Consider the following 21,642-nt stretch of genomic DNA (forward strand, 5'->3'; position numbering starts at 1 on the left):
ATCGATTCAATCTGCCGCGAACCCCAGCGGTAAGGGTCGAAGGTCCTGCAGTCGCTGGCCTCGGCCGCCTCTCATGGCAGCCGCACGTGCTGGGGGCCGAGCTCGTCGACCCGGGTGACGCCGAGCAGCGCCATGGTGCGGCGGACCTCGCGGGTCAGGATCTCCGCGGCGCGGTCGACGCCGCGTTCGCCGCCTGCCATGAGCCCGTACAGGTAGGCGCGCCCCACCATGGTGGCGTCTGCCCCCAGCGCCAGGGCGGCCACGATGTCGGCGCCGGACATGATCCCGGTGTCCACCCAGACCTCGGTCCGGTCGCCGACCGCCTCCACGACGTCGGGCACCAGCCGGAGCGGCACGGGCGCCCGGTCGAGCTGCCGGCCGCCGTGGTTGGACAGCACGATCGCGTCCGCCCCCGCGTCCGTGACCCGCCGCGCATCCTCGATGGTCTGGATGCCCTTGATGATCAGCGGCCCGTCCCAGGACGCCCGAAGCCACTCGAGGTCGGCGATCGTCATGGTGGCGTCGAACAGCTTGTCGAGCAGGTCGGCGACCGTGCCGGACCACTCGGACAGGGACGCGAAGGTCAGCGGCTCCGTGGTGAGCAGGTTCATCCACCACGCCGGGTGCGTCGCGGCGTCGAGCACGGTCTTCACCGTGAGCGCCGGTGGGATCGCGAAGCCGTTGCGCGCGTCGCGCAGCCTCGCCCCCGCGACCGGGACGTCGACGGTCAGCTGCAGGGCCTCGTAGCCTGCGGCCTTCGCGCGGCCCATCAGGTCCTCGCCCGCGGAGCGGTCCTTCCAGACGTAGAGCTGGAACCACTTGCGAGCCTCGGGTGCCGCCTCCGCGACGTCCTCGATCGAGGTCGTGCCCATGGTCGACAGTGCGTACGGGATGCCTCGACGCTCGGCGACCCGGGCGACAGCCCTCTCGCCCTCGTGGTGCATCAGCCGCGTGAAGCCCGTCGGGGCGAACGAGAACGGCACGGCCGCGGGCTTGCCGAGCATGTCGGTCGTCGTGTCGACGGCTGACACGTCGTGCAGGATCGACGGACGCAGCTCAAGGTTCCGGAACAGCGACCGGGCACGGCCGAGGGTGATCTCGGCCTCGGCCGCTCCGTCGGTGTAGTCGAACACCGACCGCGGTGTCCGATGTCGGGCGACCGTCCGCAGGTCGGCGATCGTCAACGCATCGGCGAGCCGGCGCTCCGTCGCGTCGAACCGGAGGGGCTTGGGTCGCATGAGCGGCTTGAGCTCGGACCACTTCGGGATCTGGCGCTGGGTCATGGCGTGGCCCTTCAGCGCAGGAAGGCGGCGGCGACGCCGGAGTCGACAGGGATGTGCAGGCCGGTCGTCTGAACGAGGTCGGGTCCGGTCAGCGCAAAGACCGCGGCGGCCACGTGCTCGGGCAGGACCTCGCGCTTGAGCAGCGTCCGCTGCGCGTAGTACGCGCCCAGCTCGGCCTCCGGCACGCCGTAGGTGGCCGCGCGCTGCGCGCCCCAGCCGCCGGCGAAGATCCCCGAGCCGCGCACAACCCCGTCGGGGTTGACCCCGTTGACGCGGATCCCGTGCTCTCCCAGCTCGGCCGCCAGCAGGCGGACCTGGTGCGCCTGGTCCGCCTTGGTGGCCGAGTAGGCGATGTTGTTCGGGCCCGCGAACAGCGAGTTCTTGGACGCGATGTACACGATGTCGCCGCCCAGCTTCTGGGCGATCATCGCCCGGGCGGCCTCACGAGCCACCAGGAACGAGCCGCGCGCCATGACGTCGTGCTGCAGGTCCCAGTCCCGGGCGGTGGTGTCCAGCAGAGGTTTGGAGATGGACAGACCCGCGTTGTTCACGACCAGGTCGACCCCGCCGAACGCCAGGCACGCCGCGTCGATCATCTCGGTGATCGCGTCCTCGTCGGTGACGTCGGCGTGCACGGCGACGGCGACGTCTGGTCCGCCCAGGGCGGTGGCGACCTCCTGCGCACCCTCCAGGTTCACGTCCGCGACCACGACGCACGCTCCTTCGGCGGCGAGGCGTTCGGCGATCGCCCGCCCGATCCCGGAACCGGCGCCGGTGACGACCGCGACCCGGGTGGCCAGCGGCTTGGGCGCCGGCATGCGGGCGAGCTTGGCCTCCTCGAGGGACCAGTACTCGATGCGGAACTTCTCGGCCTCGTCGATCGGGTCGTAGGTGCTGATCGCCTCGGCGCCGCGCATCACGTTGATCGCGTTGACGTAGAACTCCCCGGCCACCCGGGCCGTCTGCTTGTCCTTGCCGAAGGAGAACATCCCCACGCCGGGGACCAGCACGATGGCCGGGTCCGCGCCCCGGATCGCCGGGCTCTCCGGGGTGGCGTTGCGGTCGTAGTAGCCCTGGTAGTCCGCCCGGTAGGCAGCGTGCAGCTCGGCCAGCCGCGCCACCACGTCCTGCAGAGGAGCGTCGGCGGGCAGGTCCACCACCAGCGGCTTGACCTTGGTCCGCAGGAAGTGGTCCGGGCACGACGTGCCCAGCGCCGCGAGCCGGCCCAGCTCGGCGCGGGACACGAAGTCGAGCACCACGTCGGAGTCGGTGAAGTGGCCGATCTGCGGGCGGTCCGTGGAGGCGAGCCCGCGGATCACCGGGGCCAGGGCCGCGGCCCGGGCGCGCCTGTCGCCGTCGGGCAGAGCCGGGTGCACGACCGGGCCGAACGGATGCCGGTCCGTGGAGCGCGAGGTGATGAACGCCTCGGCGGCGCCGATGATCCGGAGCGAGCGCTCCTCGGCCTCCCGCGACGTGTCGCCCCACGCGGTGATTCCGTGCCCGCCCAGGATGCAGCCGATCGCCTGCGGGTTCGCCTGCTTGATCGCCGCGATGTCGAGCCCGAGCTGGAACCCGGGCCTGCGCCACGGCACCCAGACGACCGTCTCACCGAAGATCTCGCGCGTCAGAGCCTCGCCGTCCGCCGCGGTCGCCAGAGCGATACCCGCGTCGGGGTGCAGGTGGTCTACGTGGGCGGCGTCCACCAGCGCGTGCATGGCGGTGTCGATCGACGGTGCGGCGCCACCACGACCGTGCAGGCAGTAGTCGAACGCTGCGACCATCTCGTCCTCGCGCTCGACGCCGGGGTACACGCCGGTCAGCGCGCGCACCCGGTCGAGCCTCAGGACGGCCAGACCCTTCTCGGTCAGCGTGCCGAGGTCTCCCCCGGATCCCTTGACCCACAGCACCTCGACGTCCGCGCCGGTCACCGGATCGAGCGTCGTGCCCTTGGCCGATGTGTTGCCGCCTGCGTAGTTGGTGGTGCGCGGGTCGGCTCCGAGGCGGTTCGAACGCGCGACCAGGGACTCGACGACGGGGTGGGACATCATTGCCATCCTCTGGGTGGTGAAACGATTCAAGGCTGAAACGTTTCAGAGCGTACGAGCGCCGCACCGGACGCGTCAAGTTGCCACCCGTTCAGGTGACGAGCGATGAGCTTCGCACGACCAGCTCGGGCCGGAACACGACGTCGTCGATCTCGCCGCTGTCGGCCTGGCGCAGGAGGAGCTCCGCCGCCGCGTGGCCCATCTCGTGCGTCGGCTGCCGTACCGACGTCAGCGGCAGCGCCAGCTCCCCGGCGACGTCGATGTCGTCGTATCCGACGATGGCCGTCCGCGCGAGCAGTGCGGTGCCACCCTGGCGTCGCAGGCAGCGCTGCACCCCGATCGCGACAAGGTCGTTCACACAGAAGATCGCTCGGGGCGCCGAACCGTCGTGCGCGGCGAGCCACCGCGTGAGCGCGTCGTCGGCCCCGGACGCGTCGAGGGTCGCGAGCGTGACCTCGTCGACGACCTGATCTGGTTCGAGCCCGGCTGCGGCCACCGCGCGGTCGACGCCCACCCGGCGCGCCTCGCACTGCCGGATCTCGTGCGGGCCGTTCAGGAACACGATCGACTGATGTCCCTGCTCGAGCAGGTGAGCTGCGGCGAGCTCGCCGCCGGTCACGTCGTCCACCGACACCGAGGAGAGCCCGGAGGCGGCGGACGCCGCATCGAGGAGCACCACGGCAACGCCGCGGCGCTGGATCTCCAGGAGGTGGTCGACGGATCGCCCGGTCGGCACGACGAGCAGGCCTAGGACCCCGTGCTCCTCGAACAGCCGCAGGTACTTGGCCTCGCGCGCCGGGTCATCGTCCGAGCTCGCCAGCATCAAGGTGAGGTCGTCGACGGCGAGACGGTCCTCGATCCCGCGCGCGACATCGGTGAAGAACGGGTTCCGGATGTCCAGCAGGATTGCCCCGACGGTGCTGATCGAACCCTGACGAAGCTGCCGAGCCGACCCGTTGCGGACGAAGGACAGCTCAGCGATGGCGCTCTCGACCCGCTCGCGCGTCGGCGGCGCGACCGTATCGGGCCGGTTGAGGACGTTCGAGACCGTACCGACAGACACGCCTGCCGTGCGCGCCACGTCGGCGATCGACGGCCGTCGGCGCCCGTTCACGACGTACCCCCGTCCGATCTCGTCATCGCCGGGACGAGCTCTGACGGACAACCAGCTTGGGCGGCAGGACGACGGCCGAGTGCTCGTGCGGTCCACCACCGTGGGCGGCTTCCTCGGCGAGGAGGATGGCACCAAGACGCCCCACCTCGTCGCCGGGTTGGGCGATCGTCGAGATCGGGATCGGGCTGTCCCAGGCCGCCTGGTTGTTGTCGTAGCCGACGATCGCGACGTCCTCAGGAACACGCACGTGTCCGGCGACCGTCAGCGCCTGGACGATTCCTGCCGCCAGCAGGTCGGAGGCCGCGAAGATCCCGTCGATCTCCCCGGCGGCGACCCGTGGCGCGAGGTCGACACCGACGGCCCAGCCGTCAGACCGGTTGATCCATTCGGGAGTGATCACTTCGGAACTGACCTCTGGGTGCTCGCCGACCGCCTGATGGAAGCCCTTGCCGCGATCGACCACCGGCTGGAGCTCGGCCGGTCCTCCGACGAATGCCAGCTTGCGCCGGCCGGAGTCGATGAGGTGCTTGGTGGCGAGATAGCCGCCGAGCGCGTTGTCGACGTCGACGCTGCAGTACTGGGACACGGGTGCACTGAAGTTCAGCAGGACGAGAGGGACGCCGGCGGGCGCGCGGCGGGCCACGGCAGCGAAGTGCGCGGCGTCGTTCAACGTCATCAGCACGCCCGTCACCCGGGCCTGCGCGAACATCGCCAAGTAGTTCGACTCACGTTCGATCTGTGCATCGCTGTTGGCGATCAGCAGCGTCAGGCCACCGTGCTCCGCGCCGTTCTCGGCGCCCCGTGCGATGTCGACGAACAAGGAGTTGCTGAGGTCGGAGACGATGAGGCCGATCGACTTGCTCGATCCGGACTTCAACGACCGCGCAGCGGTGTTGGGGACGTACCCCAACATGACGATCGCGCGCTCGACCCGCTCCCGCGTCGCGGCCGCAACCTTGTCGGGATGGTTCAGCACATTGGAGACGGTGCCCAGCGATACCCCGGCGAGAGACGCGACGTCGTCCACGCTCGGGCGCGCCCTGACGGTCGGACGGCTCATCGGCTCTCCGGGAGGCAACGACGGCTCCTTCTGTGATCGAGTGATCTGGCGCGAGTCGAGAGTAGCCGTCGAAGCGAGCGACCGTCCGCACGCTGTCCGAGCCTCCCCGCCCGTGTTGAACCGAACCAACCCGAGCGGTGACTTCAGCACACGCGGCCGAGCCGACGGGTGGCGAAGGACCTGCCCACGTCACAGTTCGGCAACGCGAGTTGACCGACCGGAAGCGAGGGTCTACGTTTTGAAACGCTTCAATCCACACTTTTCGCACTTCAAGGAGGAACTGTGAACTCGATGCTGAAGCGTCGGCGGACGCTGCTGGTCGGCGCCCTCGGACTGAGCGCAACATTGGCGCTCGCGGCGTGCAGCGGGTCGGACTCGGGCTCGTCCGGCAAGTCGTCCGACGGCGGGTCGGGGAAGTCGGCGTCCAAGCTGTCGTTCCTCGCCATCAACGAGAACGAGACCATCCCGACCACCCTGACCACGCTGAGCAAGGACGAGTGCAAGGCGCAGGACGCGGCCCAACCGCTTGAGATCACCAAGCAGGCGCAGTCCACACTCGACCAGCAGCTCCAGCTCCTCGCGGGGCAGGATGCGCTGCCGCAGCTCTTCATCAGCGCGAACGCCCCGTCGCTGAACGCTCAGCTCGCGGAGCAGGGCACGCTGCAGGACGCCGGCGAGGCACTCAAGACGCTCGGCATCTCAGACAGCGTCCTGCCTGCGGCGACGTCAGTCATCGAGAACCTCTACGACGGGAAGCAGCTGGTGCTGCCCACCGAGCTGAACATCGAGGGGATCTGGTACAACAAGAAGATCTTGGCCGACAACGGCATCGAGGTCCCCGCGACCTGGACCGAGCTCACCGATGCGTTCGCCAAGCTCAAGGCCGCAGGCATCCAGCCGATCTCCCAGGCCGGCAAGGGTGGGGACGGGTGGGGCGTGACCCGCTGGGTGGGCAACTACATCGCCCGGGACCTCGGTGCGACCGCGCTGCAGGACGTGCGCGACGGCAAGGCCAAGCTCACCGACTCCGAGTACGTCAAGGCGGCCGACGCGATCGCGGACCTCGGCAAGCAGGGCTACTTCGGCCAGTCGCCCACGTCGATCGACTACACGACGGCGCTGAACACGTTCCTGACCGGGGATGCGGCGTTCATCTACATGGGCTCGTGGGCGGTCTCCAACTTCTCGGACGAGACGCAGAACAAGGTCGGTGCCGACAACATCGGCTTCATGCACTTCCCCGCCGTCGACGGGGGCAAGGGTTCCGCCGACCAGATGCCGGCGAACGTCGGCACCGCCGTGGCGATCTCCGCCAAGGGGTTCAAAGACACCGCGACGCAGGACTGGGTCAAGTGCATCGCGGCGAACTACGGCACGGTCGCCCTGCGCGACAGCGGCCAGGTCACCGGCTTCGAGGTGAGCGGCGACACCAACGTGGCACCGCTGAGCCAGCTGGTCCAGGACGAGATCGGTAAGACGAAGGAGAGCATCCTGTGGTTCGAGGCGTACTTCAGCCCGCAGGCGACCACAACCAGCCAGAACGACGGAGGCCTGCTGGGCTCCGGACAGCTGAGCGGTGAGGAATTCATGAAGCAGGTCCAGGCGAGCCTGGGTTCCTGATCCCCTGACAGGCGCGTGGTGGGCCGATAGGCATCCATCGGCCCACCACCGCACCCTTCGCTACCCCTCGACGATGAGAGACAGCTCCTGCCATGAACCGTGTCCTGGGCGACAAGCGCGCCATCCTGCTGCTGCTCGGCCCAGCCCTGCTCGTGTACTCGGTCGTCATGCTGATGCCGATGCTGTGGTCCCTGGGGTACACGCTCTTCAGCGGCAGCGTCGTCACCGGGTTCACCTGGGTAGGCCTGGACAACTTTCAGAAGCTGTTCACCGACCCGGCCGCACGTGAGGCGCTCCTCTTCACCCTCAAGTACGCGGTGGTCATCACCATCGGCCAGGTCACCGTCGGCTATGGCCTCGCACTGCTCTATGTCTTCTTCCTGCGCAAGGCCTCGGCCACCATCCGCACGCTGGTGTTCTTCCCCGTGGTCCTGCCCACCGTCGCGGTCTCGCTGCTCTTCCAGAAGTTCTTCGAGTTCGCGCCTCAGACCGGGCCGGTCAACGCCCTCCTGGAGGCCGTCGGACTGCACGCGGTCGACTGGTTCGGCACCGCCGGCACCGCGTTCTGGGTGATCGCGTTGATGGACATCTGGCGCTCGATGGGCTTCTACGCCGTGCTGCTGTACGCCGGTCTTGTCGACGTGCCCGACGAGCTCCTCGAGTCCGCCCGCCTCGACGGCGCGGCCGGCTGGCGCCTGGTCCGCAGCATCGTGCTGCCGCTGTCCCTTCCCGTGCTGGTCTCCTCCATCATCTTCAGCATCAACGGCACCCTCAAGGTCTTCGACTCGATCTACGCCCTGACCGGCGGAGGCCCAGGCAGCGGGACCACACCGCTGACCTTGTTGATGTACCGCACGTCGTTCTTCTACGGCGACTACGGCTACGGCTCCACGATCGCCCTGGCGCTGACGATCCTGTGCCTGATCGTCACCCTCTTCATCTTCCGCGCGAACCGTCGCGACCTCACCCAGGACTGAGCCATGACCACCCTGACGCGCACCAACCCCGTGACCACGGCCAACCCGACCCGCCCCGGGCGGGCACGCAAGCGCCTCCGCCGCATCCCTCTCTATGCCGGCGTGACCGTCCTGCTGGTCGTGATGGTCTACCCGCTCCTGTGGCTCCTGCTGGGATCCTTCAAGACGCAGGACGAGTTCCTGAACAACCCCACCTGGTCGCTGCCGGACAGCTTCGCCAACTTCAGCAACTACGCCGAGGCCTGGTCGAGCATCGCGCTCTACCTGCGCAACTCGATCCTGGCCGTGTTCCCGGCGCTCGCCCTGGTCATCGTGCTGGGAACGGCCGCCGGGTACGCGCTGGAGGTCATGGTCTTCCGCGGCCGTGGCGGAGTCCTGCTGCTCTTCCTGGCGGGCATCATGATTCCCGGCCAGATGATCCTGCTGCCGCTGTTCACCGTGTACTTCAAGCTGCACCTGACCAGCACCTTGTGGCCGCTGATCATCACCTACACGGCGATCGGCCTGCCCCTGACCGTGTTCATGATGGCCACCTACTTCCGGTCGATACCCCGCGAGGTCTTCGAGGCGTCCACCCTCGACGGGGCCTCCGCGATCCGCTCGTTCTGGTCGATCGGCTTCCCGATGATGCGCAACGCCGTCTTCACGATCGCTCTGGTCCAGTTCTTCTTCCTCTGGAACGACCTGCTGATCGCGCTGACTTTCACCACCCAGGACTACCTGCGGACGGTCCAGGTCGGCCTGCTCAACTTCACCGGGCAGTTCGGCGCGGTCGACTACGGGCCGACCTTCGCGGCCATCTGCATCAACATGTTCATCGTCCTGGTGCTGTACATCTTCCTGAACCAGCGAGTCATGCGCGGCCTGGCCGCCGGGGCGGTCAAGGGCTGAGGCGTGCTCACAGAACCACGACCGGTCGCGGCGCCGGACCGTTCCCGCACGTCGTCCGACGGCGACATCGCCCTGTCGGCCCCCCGGATCGAGCACCACGTGCACGCGCTCGGAATCGGCGAGGCGCGACCACGCATCTCGTGGACGATCGACCACGCGCCCACCGACTGGGGGACGTCGGACTACCAGCTTCGCGTCCGCGCCGACGGCCGTGCGGACGAGACCTCCGACTGGCTGGCCGGTGCCGGACAGTCGCTGGTCGCGTGGCCCTTCGGGGCGCTGCGGTCCCGTGAGCGCGTGCACATCGCCGTGCGCGTACGCGCCGCTGACGGAACGGTGTCGGCCTGGTCCCCCGCCACGGCCGCCGAGATCGGCCTCCTCGAGGCCACCGACTGGGTCGCCCGACCCATCACGCCGCTCGAGCCACCCGAGGACTGCGAACTGCGACGCCCACCGCTCATGCGGCACGAGTTCGACCTGCGGGGACGCCCGGTCTCGGCGCGCTTGTACCTGACTGCGCACGGGCTCGTTGAGCCGTACCTCAACGGCATCCGGGTGGGCGACGAGGACCTCGCACCCGGCTGGACCGTCTACCCTCACCGGCTGCGCTACTCCACCTACGACGTCACCGACCTGCTGCAGGCCGGCCCCAACGCGCTCGGCGCGTTCCTGGGTGACGGCTGGTACCGCGGACGCCTCGGGTTCGACGGCGGGAACCGCGACATCTACGGCGACCGTCTGGCCCTGCTCGCGCAGCTGGAGGTCGAGCTCGCCGATGGGACACGTCAGGTCGTCGCCACTGGGCCGAGCTGGCGCGCCGGGCTCGGGCCCGTCCTCAGCTCTGGCCTGTACGAGGGCGAGCGCTACGACGCCCGCCTGCTGGAGCCGGGCTGGTCCTCGGCGGGCTTCGACGACGCAGACTGGTCGAGCGTCGAGGTCGTCCACCGTGACCCTGCAACACTCGTCGCGCCGGAGGGACCGCCGATCCGGTGCACCGAGGAGGTCGCACCGGCCTCGATCTCCCCGACCGACCGTGGGACCACGCTCCTGGACTTCGGCCAGAACCTCGTCGGCCGACTGCGCATCCGCGTCGACGGGCCCGAGGGCACCGTGGTCCGGCTGCGGCACGCCGAGGTGCTCCAGGACGGACACGTCTACGTGCGCCCGCTGCGCGGTGCACAGTCCGTCGACGAGTACGTGCTGGGGACCGCCGGCGAGCAGGAGTGGGAGCCGCGGTTCACCATCCACGGGTTCCGCTACGTCGAGGTCGAGGGCTGGCCCGGCCGGCTGCGACCGGGAGACGTCGTCGCGCGGGTCCTGCACACCGACATGCGTCGCACGGGGGGCTTCAGTTCCTCCGACACCAGGCTGAACCGCCTGCACGCGAACGTCGTGTGGAGCATGCGGGGCAACTTCGTGGGGCTGCCGACCGACTGCCCGCAGCGGGACGAACGGCTCGGCTGGACGGGCGACATCCAGGTGTTCGGCCCGACCGGGACGTTCCTGTACGACAGCGCCGGACTGCTCTCGTCCTGGCTACGGGACCTGGCACTGGAGCAGCTTCCCGACGGCACCGTCCCGTGGTTCGTCCCCGCGATCTACGGCAACCCCATGTGGTCACCACCGCGGCCCGGAGCCGCCTGGGGGGACGCAGCGGTGATCGTCCCCTGGACCCTCTACGAGCGGTACGGGGACCTCGACGTGCTCGCCCGGCAGTACGACTCCGCACGTGCGTGGGTGGACTGCGTCGAACGGCTCGCCGGCCCGGAACGGCTCTGGAACACCGGGTTCCAGCTCGGCGACTGGCTCGACCCCGCCGCACCTCCGGACGACCCGGCGGACGCTCGGACCGACCGCTACCTGGTCGCCACGGCGTACTTCGCGCGATCGAGCTCGCTGCTCGCCCGCATGGCCGAGGTCGTCGGTCGGCCCCAGGATGCCGACCGGTACGGAGCCTTGGCCACCGAGGTCCGCGAGGCATTCGTCCGCCGGTACGTCATGCCGGCCGGACGTCTGACAAGCGACGCCCCGACCGCCTACGCGCTCGCGCTCGCGTTCGATCTGCTTCCACCCGACCTGCGAGACGCCGCCGGCGAGCGCCTCGCCACCCTCATCCAGGACGGCGGCGACGTGGTCGGCACCGGATTCGTCGGGACACCGGTCGTCCTCGACGCCCTGTCCAGCACCGGGCACCTCGATCGCGCATACGCGCTGCTCATGCAGACAGCCTGCCCCTCCTGGCTCTACATGGTCGGCCAGGGCGCCACGACGATGTGGGAACGCTGGGACTCGATCCTTCCGGACGGGACCGTGAACCCCGGAGACATGACCTCGTTCAACCACTACGCGCTCGGCTCGGTCGCGGACTGGTTGCACGGCACCGTCGCCGGCCTGCGGCAGTCCTCTCCGGCGGGCGACGTCTTCGACATCGCGCCGCGCCCGGGTGGCGGACTGTCCTGGGCGCAGGCCTGGCTGCAGACGGCGTTCGGTCGTGCGGAAGTCACCTGGAAGGTCGACGGCGGAACGGTGGCTATCACCGCGACCGTTCCGATCGGCGCTCGCGCACGAGTCGACCTCGGTTCGGCAGGCATCGTCGACCTGACCGCCGGACACCACGAGCTCTCGACAGCACTCGACCATGTGACTGCCACCTGACCACCAACAGGTCCACTCTTCCGCGTCAGCCGCGTCGGTGGAGCGTTTCATCCTGTCTTCGCGCTGGATGCGCCTCCGGCGACGCTCCGAGTCGGTACACGTCATCAGCGGCCCCGCTTGCGGCAACTGACGCGATCTGGGTAGTTTCGGACGCGCGATTTGAAACGCTTCATCGACTCGTGAAGCGCGGACGTAGTCCTCCGCCGTGACCGCGCGACCGCGGCTGCGCAGCTGATCGAGAATTCCCCGTGTCCGTCTCTCAATGAGGAGAACCGATGCACGTCTCGCTATCCCCCTTCCGTCTCTCCGGTTCGCGCCGGCCGGTTGCCTTCGCAGCCGTGGCCGCCGTCCTCGTGACGTTCGGCCTCGGCATACCGCTGGCCCGGTCCGCCGAGGCGGCCGGCCCTCGCCAGGCGTGCCCCTGGATGGACACGAGCAAGACAGCCGACCAGAGGGCGAACCTCCTGCTGAAGGCCAGCACGCTCGACCAGGAGCTGCGCTGGCTGGACGAGCAGGCGGCGAACAACCCGACCCGGACGACGTTCCCCGGTGGCTTCTTCGGCGGCGGGGCGACGTATCCCGTGCAGGTGGACTGCACTCCCAAGGTCGTCTACACCGACGGCCCCGACTACGTGCGCGGCACGGCCGGTGTCACGATCTTCCCCGACCAGATCGGGCTCGCCGCCACGTTCGACGAGCAGCTGGCCTACGACAAGGGTGTCGCCCAGGCGGACGAGGCATTCCGGTCCGGGAAGAACGTCATCCTCGGCCCGGGCGTCTCGGCGAGCCGCACCGCGTTGTCAGGAAGGACACCGGAGTACCTCGGCGAGGACTCGCTGCTGTCCGGCAACATGGCCGCCGCCACCGTCAACGGCATGCAGAAGGGCAACGCGAACCAGCCAGTCATGGCCGTCATCAAGCACTACATCGCCAACGAGCAGGAGCTCGACCGCCAGACCAGCTCGTCGAACCTGGACGGCCGGACTCTGCGCGAGACGTACAACCTGCCGTTCAAGATCCTCATCGACAAGTCGAACCCCGGCGGGGTCATGTGCTCGTACAACCAGGTCAACGGGGTGTACGGGTGCGAGAACCCCATCCTCAACAACGTCCTCAAGGGCGACACCGGCTTCCAGGGCTTCGTCACGTCCGACTTCGGTGCTGTGCACAGCACCGCACCGTCACTGGCCGCCGGACTGGACCAGGAGCTGAACGCTCCGAAGTTCTACACGCCGGCGAACATCGGTGCGGCCATCGACAACGGCTCCGTCACCAGGGCACAGATCGACGAGGCCGCGTTCCGGGTCGTGCGCGCCTACATCGCCCACGGGCTGTTCGACCACCCGCTGCCCGCCGTCCCCTCGACGAGCTCCTCGACGGACGCTCACAAGGCGTTGGCGGCGCAGATCGCCTCGGAGAGCTCCGTGCTGCTCAAGAACGACAAGAACGTGCTCCCGCTGACCGCGTCGACCAAGAGGATCGCGATCATCGGCCCGACCGCCTCGAACACCCCGACCAACGGAGTCAGCGCAGGGACGGTGTGCCAGCAGGCGGCCGGCCCGTTCGGTGGAGGCGGCAACGCCTGCCCAACCCCGGTCGCACCGCTCGACGCCATCACCGCTCGCGCCGCACAAGCCGGAGCATCCGTCACGTTCGACAACGGCGCCGACGCCACCAGCGCGGCAGCGACCGCCGCAGCGGCAGACGTCGCGATCGTCTTCGGCTACTCCAAGCAGGGTGAGTTCGCCGACCGCACGACGCTGGACCTGGACAACAACGGCGACACGCTCATCGCCGCGGTCGCCGCCGCCAATCCCAGGACCGTCGCCATCCTCGAGACGGGCACAGCAACCCCGATGCCCTGGCTCGCCGACGTCAAGAGCGTGGTGGAGGCCTGGTACCCGGGCGAGCAGCAGGGCACGGCGATCGCTCGCCTGCTCTACGGCGACGACAACTTCGTCGGTCGGCTGCCCATGACGTTCCCCAAGTCGCTCGCCGACACCCCGACGAACAGCCCGCAGCAGTACCCGGGCACGTTCGCCAACGGGAGCACGACCCGACCCACCGGCAGCACCGAGATCCGCCAGGTCAACTTCAGCGAAGGTCTCCTTGTCGGCTACAAGTGGTACGCCGCGAAGAACATCGCACCCCTGTTCCCGTTCGGGCACGGCCTGTCCTACACGGGGTTCGCGTACAACAACCTCAAGGTGACGGCGAAGACCAACGGCAAGAAGCCGGTCGACGTCAGATTCCTCGTGACCAACACCGGCCCCAAGCCAGGGACGGAGACGGCGCAGGTCTACCTGACCCTTCCGTCGACGACCGGTGAGCCGAAGCGCCTCGTCGGGTACGCCAAGGTCTCGCCGAAGGTGGGACGCGGCGACAAGGTCACCCTCACGATCGACCCGCAGTCGCCCGACCTGCCCCTGTCGTACTACGACACGGCCAGCCACGCCTGGACGATCGCGCCCGGCACCTACACGGTCGAGGTCGGCCCGTCGGCGGCGACCGCGACTCTGACCGGCACCTTCTCGGTCGGGTAGTTCTCCGAAGCCCTGACGCCCGCCCCCGACGACCGGGGGTGGGCGTCAGGCCGGCTCCTCCTCACCCAGGCGTAGCCCGAGAAAGGCGGTGGATCGTGAGCGTCCTGCTCGGGGATGCACGCGTCGCCCTTGGCGGTGCCGGCTTCTCCTTGCGTGATGACCGCGACGACGGCAGTTCGGTCGCGACCATCCGCGCCGGTCTCGATGCGGGGATCCGCTCATTCGACACCGCTCGCGCCTATGCCCCCGTCGGTGATCCCGTCCACAACGAACGACTGTTCGCCCGGGCGCTCGGGCCATCGATCCTCGACGTCACAACCGCGACGAAAGGTGGCCACTACCGCCGCGATCACGACCACTGGGGCACGGACAACTCACCGGAGCGACTTCGTCGTGACGTGCTCGACAGCCTCGGCGCGCTCGGCGTAGACCGCCTCGACCTGTTCTACCTGCACCGCGCGGATGACGAAACCGTGCCTACCCGGGAGAGCATGGAAGCGCTCGCCGAGATGCGCTCAGAAGGCCTCACCGCGGCCATCGGCATCTCGAACGCGTCGATCGACCAGCTCGAACGGCTGACGAGCCACGTGAGCATCGACGCCGTGCAGAACCAATACGACCTGGCACACCCCGACTCGCCCGTCTTGGCCTGGTGCGAAGCGAACGGTGCGAGGTTCGTGGCCTACTCCCCGCTGGGTGGCGCGTCGAATGCTCATCGACTCGCGTCGCTCTTCCCTGCGTTGGCATCGCGGGCCGAGCTTCGTGGGATCTCCGTCCAACGCCTGGTTCTTCGCGCTGTACTGGCCACGTCCCCGGCGATGGACGTCGTCGTCGGGGCAGGCCGCCCGAAGACGGCTGTCGAGGCCGCTTCCGTGCTCGACGAGCCCTGGACGGCCGATGACGCAAGTGCTGTCGATGCCGATGTTCATGAGTGCGTGCGGTCGCTGGCCGGCCTTCGCGGCACCAACGGCTCCGCGACCGTGGCACGTACATGCACTCGCGCGCGCCGCTCAGAACAGTCACCGGAAACCCTGGCCGCTACTGGTTCCAGTCCAGTCGAGGGAGCCAGCACGAGCGCAGGTAGGGCCCCCTCTCGAGGGCGGCTTCGTGTTTCCGTGCCAGATCAGCGCGACATCCTGATTTCGCTGTGACAGCGATCGACGCTCCAGAACCTCGAGGCCGGCTGGTGTGGGGCGTGGACGACCTCCGATCAGGCGACGGCTGGGGCCGAGGCCGCCGACAGTCGCGACCAGGTGCCCGGCGCGGCGTCCGGGTCGTCAGCGGCGGACGTTGCACGCAGCACCTCGAGCGGCTCGACCAGGCCCCCACCAGCGAACCGAGACCAGTAGGCGGCCGTGATGCGGACGCCCTTGGCGTCCGGGTGGCTCCCCGACCCCTGCGCGTCGTACGCCGCGAGCATCTCGAGCTTCACGGGCATGAACGCCCGGATCGCGACGAACTCGGTCGGCTGGAACCGAACCGAGGACGAGCGCGACTGGTAGGCCGCCACGGTCCGCACCCCGTCGACGGCGATGCAGGTCGAGTCGTGCACCGCCCGGTGGTGAGGGTCCTGGTCCTCGGCGGCATGGACGTAGACGACCGTCGGGCGCACCTCGTCCACGACTGCCGCGATCCGGTCCACGAGGTCGCTCGTGGACGCCAACCGGGCGGCAGGGACAGGGTCGAGGAACAGGCGCGCCCTGATGACGGCCGCCGCGGCGCGCGCTTCCTGCCCGGTCGAGCCGGCGTGCCCGTCCTGCCCGAGCGTGAGGATCGCGACGTCGTCGCCGGCGAAGACGTGCGCCGCCAAGATGCCGCCGACCCCGACCTCGACGTCCTCCGGGTGTGCGCCGATCGCCAGGACCACCTCGCGCGGACCGGGCATCCGCCGCGCTGCTCGGCTCTGACGAGCTTCGGTCACGACGGTCTGGATGAACGCGTCGTCGACCACGCTCGCGAACTTCACGAACCCCAGCAACGGTGCGAGCGGATCCGGTCCTGCCTCAGGGTCCAGCGGGGGGCGCACCACGAAGCACGGGACGATCGAGGCAAGCTCCGCGGCACGCGCCGTGACGTTCTGCCCTTGGAGCGCCCACGTCCCGTGCGTGACCAGGACACCGGCGTCCGCCGCGAGGAGGTCCGCGAAGTCGAGCGCCGTGATGGGTCTGCCGATGAGCTGGACAGTGACCATCTGCCGGGCGAGCTTCGCGAGAACCGCCATGGCGCCTGGCTTGTCGTCATAGATGATCACCACGTGCGGCAATTCGCCGGTGATGACCTTCCCCGTGTCCACGTGCCCCCTTCGTCGATGAACCACTGCCCCCGCCCAGTCTCGTCCGAGGCGACGGCAAGACGCCAGCGGGGCTGGCTCCTCGGCTGCGGCGGAACGGAGCCGCCGTCGTCGTGTGCTGTCGCGCCCCACCGCCGTCGTCGAGATCGGTCGATCTCGTCTCCGTGAGACCGGCGACTACGGCGACGGGGACCGTGCGGGCCTGGCGCTGGTCGGCGCCCCGGCTGGCGGCCTGCTCTGAGCTCGGGCAGCCCTGTCCGGGCCGTCGACCCTCGAGACGTCCTGCCCGGAGACACGAGAGCGGGACCGACGAGGACCCGAGCCTCTGCCTCAGCGATCCGCGCCGCGCTGCTCGAGGGGCGCGGGTGCGCCGCTCAGAGGCGGGCGTACCGCGCACGGGCGAAGGAGTAGATCCCGTACGCCGCAAGGCCGATCGCGACCACCGTGAGCAGCCACGGTCCGGCCGGAAGCTTGAGGACCGACCGAAGCGCCCCGTCGAGACCCTGCGCCTTCGCGGGGTCGCTGGTCATCCCCGCCTGCACGAAGAACCAGCCGACCAGGCCCAGCGCGACGCCTTTCGTGACGTAGCCGATGCGGCCGGCCAGCACCGCCCACCGGCCGGGGTGCTCGACCAGGTCCCGCAGGAACCGCCGCCGCCAGCCCTTGACGACGTGGTACAGACCGACCCCGACGATCGCGACGCCGACAGCGACGACGAGGCCGCGGCCGAACGGCTGCTTCATCAGGGTGGCGCTGGCACTGGCCGCCTGGTTGCCGCCGTTCGACCCGGCACCTCGGAGCACGACCCCCGCTGTCCACGCCAGGACGCCGTAGAGAACAGCCTTCCCGACGGACTTCAGGCGGTCGCCCGCACCGTGCTGCAGGAACGCGTCCGCGACGTACCACAGGGCCAGCAACCCGAACCCGACGACCAGCGTCCAGAGCAGGAATCCGCCGACCGGCGTCGCCGCGAGCGTGCCCAGCGCACCGTTCTGGTCCGCTGAGGTGCTCGCGCCGCTCCAGGCGATCGTCACGGCGATCCACGCGATGACCAGGTGCAGGATGCCGCTCGCGGCGTACCCGATGCGGGCGCCGGAGCGCACGACCGGGTTGTCGCCCGTCCGGGCGGCAACATTCTTCACGGTGTCAGCCACGGCCTCACCTTGGCACCGGCTGCGCATGCTCGCCACGCGTAGGACCGACGAGACCGACGCTCGGTGCGGGTCGTCGCAGGCGGGTGCACCGCAGCGCGCTGACCGCGTCCGTCTCTTGCCGCGGCGTGGCACGGCGAGGAGGTCGGGCTCGCCGCGCACGACCTCGTGCAGGACCCGGACGAGGCCAGCGGCTGGCCGGTCGGTCCAACGCGCGCCGGCGAGTTGCCGGACCTACGCTTCTTGTCCTTGCACAACCGATCAGACCGGGGGAAGACGATGACCAGCAACGACGCTTCCGTTCCCGAGGTCCCGGACCACCGTGTGCCTGCCGGGGTCGCCGACGAGGTGACCGACGCAGAGAAGATCCGCGCGGACGGTCTCGGCGATGCCGGACTCGACCCCGTCGACGACACGACCGACGCAGAGAAGATCCGCGCGGACGGTCTCGACGACGAGGGACTCGACGCCGTCGACGACACGACGGAGGCCGAGAAGATCCGTTCCGACCGACTCGAGCTCTGACCCGTCGCGGGCCCTGCCCTACTCCTCGTCGAGCGGCAGGAGCTGCATAGCCTCCTCGACACCGAGCAGGTGGCTGGCCATGCGGATGCGGGCCGCTTCGGCGTTCCCGGCCTCGAGCGCCCGCCAGATGGCGTCGTGCTCGTGCCAGGTCCGCTCCTCGGCGCCCTCCTCGTGCAGCCCCCGCCAGAGCCGCGTGCGCGCCGTGCGGCTCGCGAGCGACTCGACGAAGGCCGCGAGCACCGGGTTCCCCGAGTTCTCGGCGACGATGCGGTGGAACTCGATGTCCGTCGCGATGAACGCCTCGTGGTCCACGGGCGTGCGACCGAGGATCTCGCGCACCTCGTCGAGCACCTCGCGGGCACGCGCGAGCGCCTCCGGCGTGATGCGCGTCGCGGCCAACCCGGCGGACTCGGTCTCCAGGAGGCGTCGCACGGCGTGGAACGGCTGGGCCGAGCCGTCCGCGTGCAGGTCGACGAAGAATCCCATCGACGAGAGCAGGCGGGACGGGTCCAGGCTGGTCACGTACGTGCCGTCGCCCTGACGCGTCTCGAGGATGCCGAGGGTCACGAGGGCGCGGACGCCCTCCCGCAGCGGGCCGCGGGAGACGCCGAGCTCGTCGGCCAGGTCCTTCTCGACGGGGAGCCGCGCCCCGGCCTGGAGACGGCCGTCGAGGATCATCGCCTTGATGGCCTCGACGACCTCGTCCGTGCGTGACATGCGGCGAGTATCCCTTACCGGAGGCGGTCGCCTCGGACGCGCCCTGCCCTGGGAGAGCCCGGCGTCAGCCCGCGACCGATGCCCGGCCGGCCTCCAGCCGGGCGATCGGGACCCTGAACGGCGAGCACGACACGTAGTCGAGCCCGACGTCGTGGAAGAACCGGATCGACTCGGGATCCCCGCCGTGCTCCCCGCACACCCCGAGGTGCAGGTCCGGCTTGGTGGCCCGCCCGCCGTCGACGCCGGCCTGCACGAGCTGGCCGACGCCGTCCGCGTCGAGAGTCTCGAACGGGGAGATGGTGAGCACGCCGTTCTGCAGGTAGGCGGCGAAGAACGCGCGCTCGACGTCGTCGCGGGAGAACCCCCACGTCGTCTGGGTCAGGTCGTTGGTGCCGAACGAGAAGAAGTCCGCCTCCTCCGCGATGCGGTGTGCGGTCAACGCGGCCCGAGGGAGCTCGATCATGCAGCCGATGGGGACGTCGAGCGGGACGCCGGACGCCTCAGAGACGTCCGCGAGCACCCGTTCCGCCTCCTCGCGGACCAGCTGGAGCTCACGGACCGAGCCGACGAGCGGCACCATGATCTCGGGCCGGGGGTCCTGTCCGGCGTTCTTGAGGAGGACGGTGGCCTCCGCGACCGCCCGGACCTGGAGCGCAAAGAGGCCGGGCAGGGTCAGCCCCAGCCGGACGCCCCTCAGCCCGAGCATCGGGTTCTGCTCGTGCATGCGCCGCACGGCGGCGAGCACCTCGACGTCGTGGGCGTCTCCCTCCCCCGTCGCGACCCGCACGGCCAGCTCGGTCACGTCCGGGAGGAACTCGTGCAGCGGCGGGTCGATGAGCCGGATCGTCGTCGGCAACCCGTCCATCGCGTCGAGCAGGCCGACGAAGTCCTCACGCTGCAGCGGGAGCAGCTCGGCCAGGGCCGCGTGGGCCTCGTCGGCGTCCGCGAGGACGAGCCGCTCGATGTACTGCCGGCGCTCGCCGAGGAACTGGTGCTCGGTCCGGCACAGCCCGATCCCCTGCGCGCCACGGTCGCGAGCGCGCCGGGCGTCCTGCGCGGTGTCCGCGTTCGCCCGGACCTGCATCCTTCGCACCGAGTCGGCGTGCCGCAGGACCCGGTCGACGGCGGTCACCACGTGCTTCGCCTCGTCGTCGCGCGCGGCGGCCAGTCCGGCATCCAGCCCGTCGGAGACGTAGACCATGACCGGTGAGTCGACCACGGGGACGGCACCGAGGAACACCTCGCCGGTGGACCCGTCGACCGCGATCGTGTCGCCTGCGTGCAGCACCACGTCGCCGACGCGGACCTCGCCGAGACGGAGGTCGACGTCGAGCTCCTCGGCACCGACGACCGCACACGTCCCCATGCCGCGCGCGACGACCGCCGCGTGCGACGTCTTGCCGCCGCGGGCGGTCAGGATCCCGTCGGCGGCGATCATCCCCTGCAGGTCGTCCGGGTTGGTCTCCTTGCGCACGAGGATGACGCGCACGCCCTGCGAGGAGCGCGCCAGCGCCTGGGCGTTGTCCAGGACGATCTCTCCGACAGCCGCACCCGGCGAGGCCGGCATCCCGGTGGTGAGCCGCCGACGGGCGGCCGATCCGTCGAACTGCGGGAACAGCAGCTGGCTGAGCTGGTCGCCGGTGCACCGCGTGATGGCCTCGTCCATCGTGATCAGGGACTCGTCGACGAGCTCGGTCGCGATCCGGAACGCCGCCGCAGCAGTCCTCTTGCCGACGCGCGTCTGCAGCAGCCAGAGCGTGCCGCGCTCGATCGTGAACTCGATGTCGCACAGGTCCCGGTAGTGCGTCTCCAGACGCCGCATCGCCTGGCGCAGCGACTCGTACGACGTCGGGTCGAGCAGCTCGAGCTCCGCCAGCGGCAGGGTGTTCCGGATGCCCGCCACCACGTCCTCGCCCTGCGCGTTGGGCAGGTAGTCGCCGTACACCCCCGACGCCCCGGTCGCGGGGTCACGGGTGAAGCAGACGCCCGTCCCGGACGTCTCGCCCAGGTTCCCGAACACCATGCTCACCACGTTCACCGCCGTGCCCAGGTCGTGGGAGATGCGCTCGCGACGCCGGTAGAGCCGGGCACGGTCCGTGTTCCACGAGCCGAGGACCGCCTCGATCGCCATGTCGAGCTGCTCGCGGGGGTGCTGCGGGAACTCCCGGCCCGTCCGCTCGAGGACGATCTCCTTGAACGTGTGCACGAGGATCCGCAGGTCCTGCGCACACAGGTCGACGTCCGTGGCAGCACCGACCGTGCGCTTGCGCTCGTCGAGCGCCTCCTCGAACACGTCGCCGGCGACACCGAGCACGGTCTTTCCGAACATCTGGATCAGCCGGCGGTACGAGTCCCACGCGAAGCGCTCGTCGCCGGAGAACTCTGCGAGTCCCTTCACGGACGCATCGTTCAGCCCGATGTTCAGGACGGTGTCCATCATCCCGGGCATCGAGAACTTGGCGCCCGACCGCACCGAGACGAGCAGTGGCTCGTGGAAGTCCCCGAGCCGGCGCCCGAGCGTGTCCTCGATCTCGCGCACCGCGAGCGTCACCTCGACGCGCAGCTCGGGCGGTACGTGACCGTCACGCAGGTACGCCCGGCACGCCTCGGTCGTGATCGTGAAGCCCGGCGGTACGGGCAGGTCGAGGTTCGTCATCTCGGCGAGGTTGGCGCCCTTGCCGCCGAGCAGGTCCAGCTGGTCCTTGTCGCCGTCGCAGAACCTGGACACGTACCTGGCCATCGCGAGCTCCTGTCGTCAGGGGCTGCGGGGT

General features: G+C 69.7%; 15 protein-coding genes. 7 read left to right on the forward strand and 8 right to left on the reverse strand.

Features of this window, described 5'->3' with window-relative positions:
- Positions 1-71: 71 nt before the first annotated feature.
- The 4 genes from I847_RS0104250 to I847_RS0104265 form a co-directional block, all read right to left on the reverse strand.
- Complete coding sequence (locus I847_RS0104250; protein ID WP_028048704.1) at positions 72-1,283, reverse strand: alpha-hydroxy acid oxidase; 1,212 nt, start codon at positions 1,281-1,283, stop codon at positions 72-74.
- 11 nt (positions 1,284-1,294) lie between these two features.
- Positions 1,295-3,328, reverse strand: coding sequence for a bifunctional aldolase/short-chain dehydrogenase (locus I847_RS0104255; RefSeq protein WP_196804462.1), 2,034 nt, complete (start codon positions 3,326-3,328; stop codon positions 1,295-1,297).
- Between the two features lie 91 nt (positions 3,329-3,419).
- Positions 3,420-4,442, reverse strand: a complete 1,023-nt coding sequence (locus I847_RS0104260; protein ID WP_028048706.1) for a LacI family DNA-binding transcriptional regulator — start codon at positions 4,440-4,442, stop codon at positions 3,420-3,422.
- A gap of 22 nt (positions 4,443-4,464) precedes the next feature.
- Positions 4,465-5,502: a LacI family DNA-binding transcriptional regulator gene (locus I847_RS0104265; protein ID WP_028048707.1), complete on the reverse strand. Its 1,038-nt coding sequence runs from the start codon at positions 5,500-5,502 to the stop codon at positions 4,465-4,467.
- Between the two features lie 291 nt (positions 5,503-5,793).
- Between I847_RS0104265 and I847_RS0104270 the strand changes: the two genes are divergently transcribed.
- The 6 genes from I847_RS0104270 to I847_RS21855 all read left to right on the forward strand — a co-directional run bounded on the left by I847_RS0104270 (position 5,794) and on the right by I847_RS21855 (position 15,339).
- Positions 5,794-7,122 carry an ABC transporter substrate-binding protein gene (locus tag I847_RS0104270; protein WP_051274488.1) on the forward strand — a complete coding sequence of 443 codons (1,329 nt, stop codon included), beginning with the start codon at positions 5,794-5,796 and terminating at the stop codon, positions 7,120-7,122.
- 92 nt (positions 7,123-7,214) lie between these two features.
- Entirely contained in the window at positions 7,215-8,099 is an 885-nt protein-coding gene (locus I847_RS0104275; protein ID WP_028048709.1) for a carbohydrate ABC transporter permease, read from the forward strand.
- Positions 8,100-8,102: 3 nt separating this feature from the next.
- On the forward strand, positions 8,103-8,990 hold the full coding sequence (locus I847_RS0104280) for a carbohydrate ABC transporter permease (protein WP_034608833.1): 888 nt from the start codon (positions 8,103-8,105) through the stop codon (positions 8,988-8,990).
- A 3-nt stretch (positions 8,991-8,993) separates the two neighbouring features.
- Positions 8,994-11,645 carry an alpha-L-rhamnosidase gene (locus I847_RS21845; RefSeq protein ID WP_231384068.1) on the forward strand — a complete coding sequence of 884 codons (2,652 nt, stop codon included), beginning with the start codon at positions 8,994-8,996 and terminating at the stop codon, positions 11,643-11,645.
- A gap of 338 nt (positions 11,646-11,983) precedes the next feature.
- Positions 11,984-14,188, forward strand: a complete 2,205-nt coding sequence (locus I847_RS21850; protein WP_196804463.1) for a beta-glucosidase — start codon at positions 11,984-11,986, stop codon at positions 14,186-14,188.
- 95 nt (positions 14,189-14,283) lie between these two features.
- The gene (locus tag I847_RS21855) at positions 14,284-15,339 is read left to right on the forward strand and encodes an aldo/keto reductase (RefSeq protein ID WP_051274426.1); all 1,056 of its coding nucleotides are present in this window, start codon (positions 14,284-14,286) and stop codon (positions 15,337-15,339) included.
- A gap of 59 nt (positions 15,340-15,398) precedes the next feature.
- On the opposite strand, the gene I847_RS21860 is transcribed toward I847_RS21855, so the two are convergent.
- The gene (locus I847_RS21860) at positions 15,399-16,481 is read right to left on the reverse strand and encodes a PIG-L deacetylase family protein (RefSeq protein WP_051274427.1); all 1,083 of its coding nucleotides are present in this window, start codon (positions 16,479-16,481) and stop codon (positions 15,399-15,401) included.
- Positions 16,482-16,852: 371 nt separating this feature from the next.
- Positions 16,853-17,632 (reverse strand): DUF1206 domain-containing protein, encoded by a 780-nt coding sequence (locus I847_RS0104310; protein WP_231384069.1) that lies wholly within the window; start codon positions 17,630-17,632, stop codon positions 16,853-16,855.
- Between the two features lie 276 nt (positions 17,633-17,908).
- Between I847_RS0104310 and I847_RS0104315 the strand changes: the two genes are divergently transcribed.
- Positions 17,909-18,154: a hypothetical protein gene (locus I847_RS0104315; RefSeq protein WP_155855981.1), complete on the forward strand. Its 246-nt coding sequence runs from the start codon at positions 17,909-17,911 to the stop codon at positions 18,152-18,154.
- Positions 18,155-18,172: 18 nt separating this feature from the next.
- Here the strand turns inward: I847_RS0104315 and I847_RS0104320 are convergent, their stop codons facing one another.
- Positions 18,173-18,871, reverse strand: a complete 699-nt coding sequence (locus tag I847_RS0104320) for a FadR/GntR family transcriptional regulator (protein WP_028048713.1) — start codon at positions 18,869-18,871, stop codon at positions 18,173-18,175.
- Positions 18,872-18,935: 64 nt separating this feature from the next.
- Positions 18,936-21,611: a pyruvate, phosphate dikinase gene (gene ppdK / locus I847_RS0104325; RefSeq protein ID WP_028048714.1), complete on the reverse strand. Its 2,676-nt coding sequence runs from the start codon at positions 21,609-21,611 to the stop codon at positions 18,936-18,938.
- Positions 21,612-21,642 lie beyond the last annotated feature (31 nt).

This window comes from Cellulomonas sp. URHD0024, from assembly GCF_000426185.1.
Classification (GTDB): domain Bacteria; phylum Actinomycetota; class Actinomycetes; order Actinomycetales; family Cellulomonadaceae; genus Cellulomonas.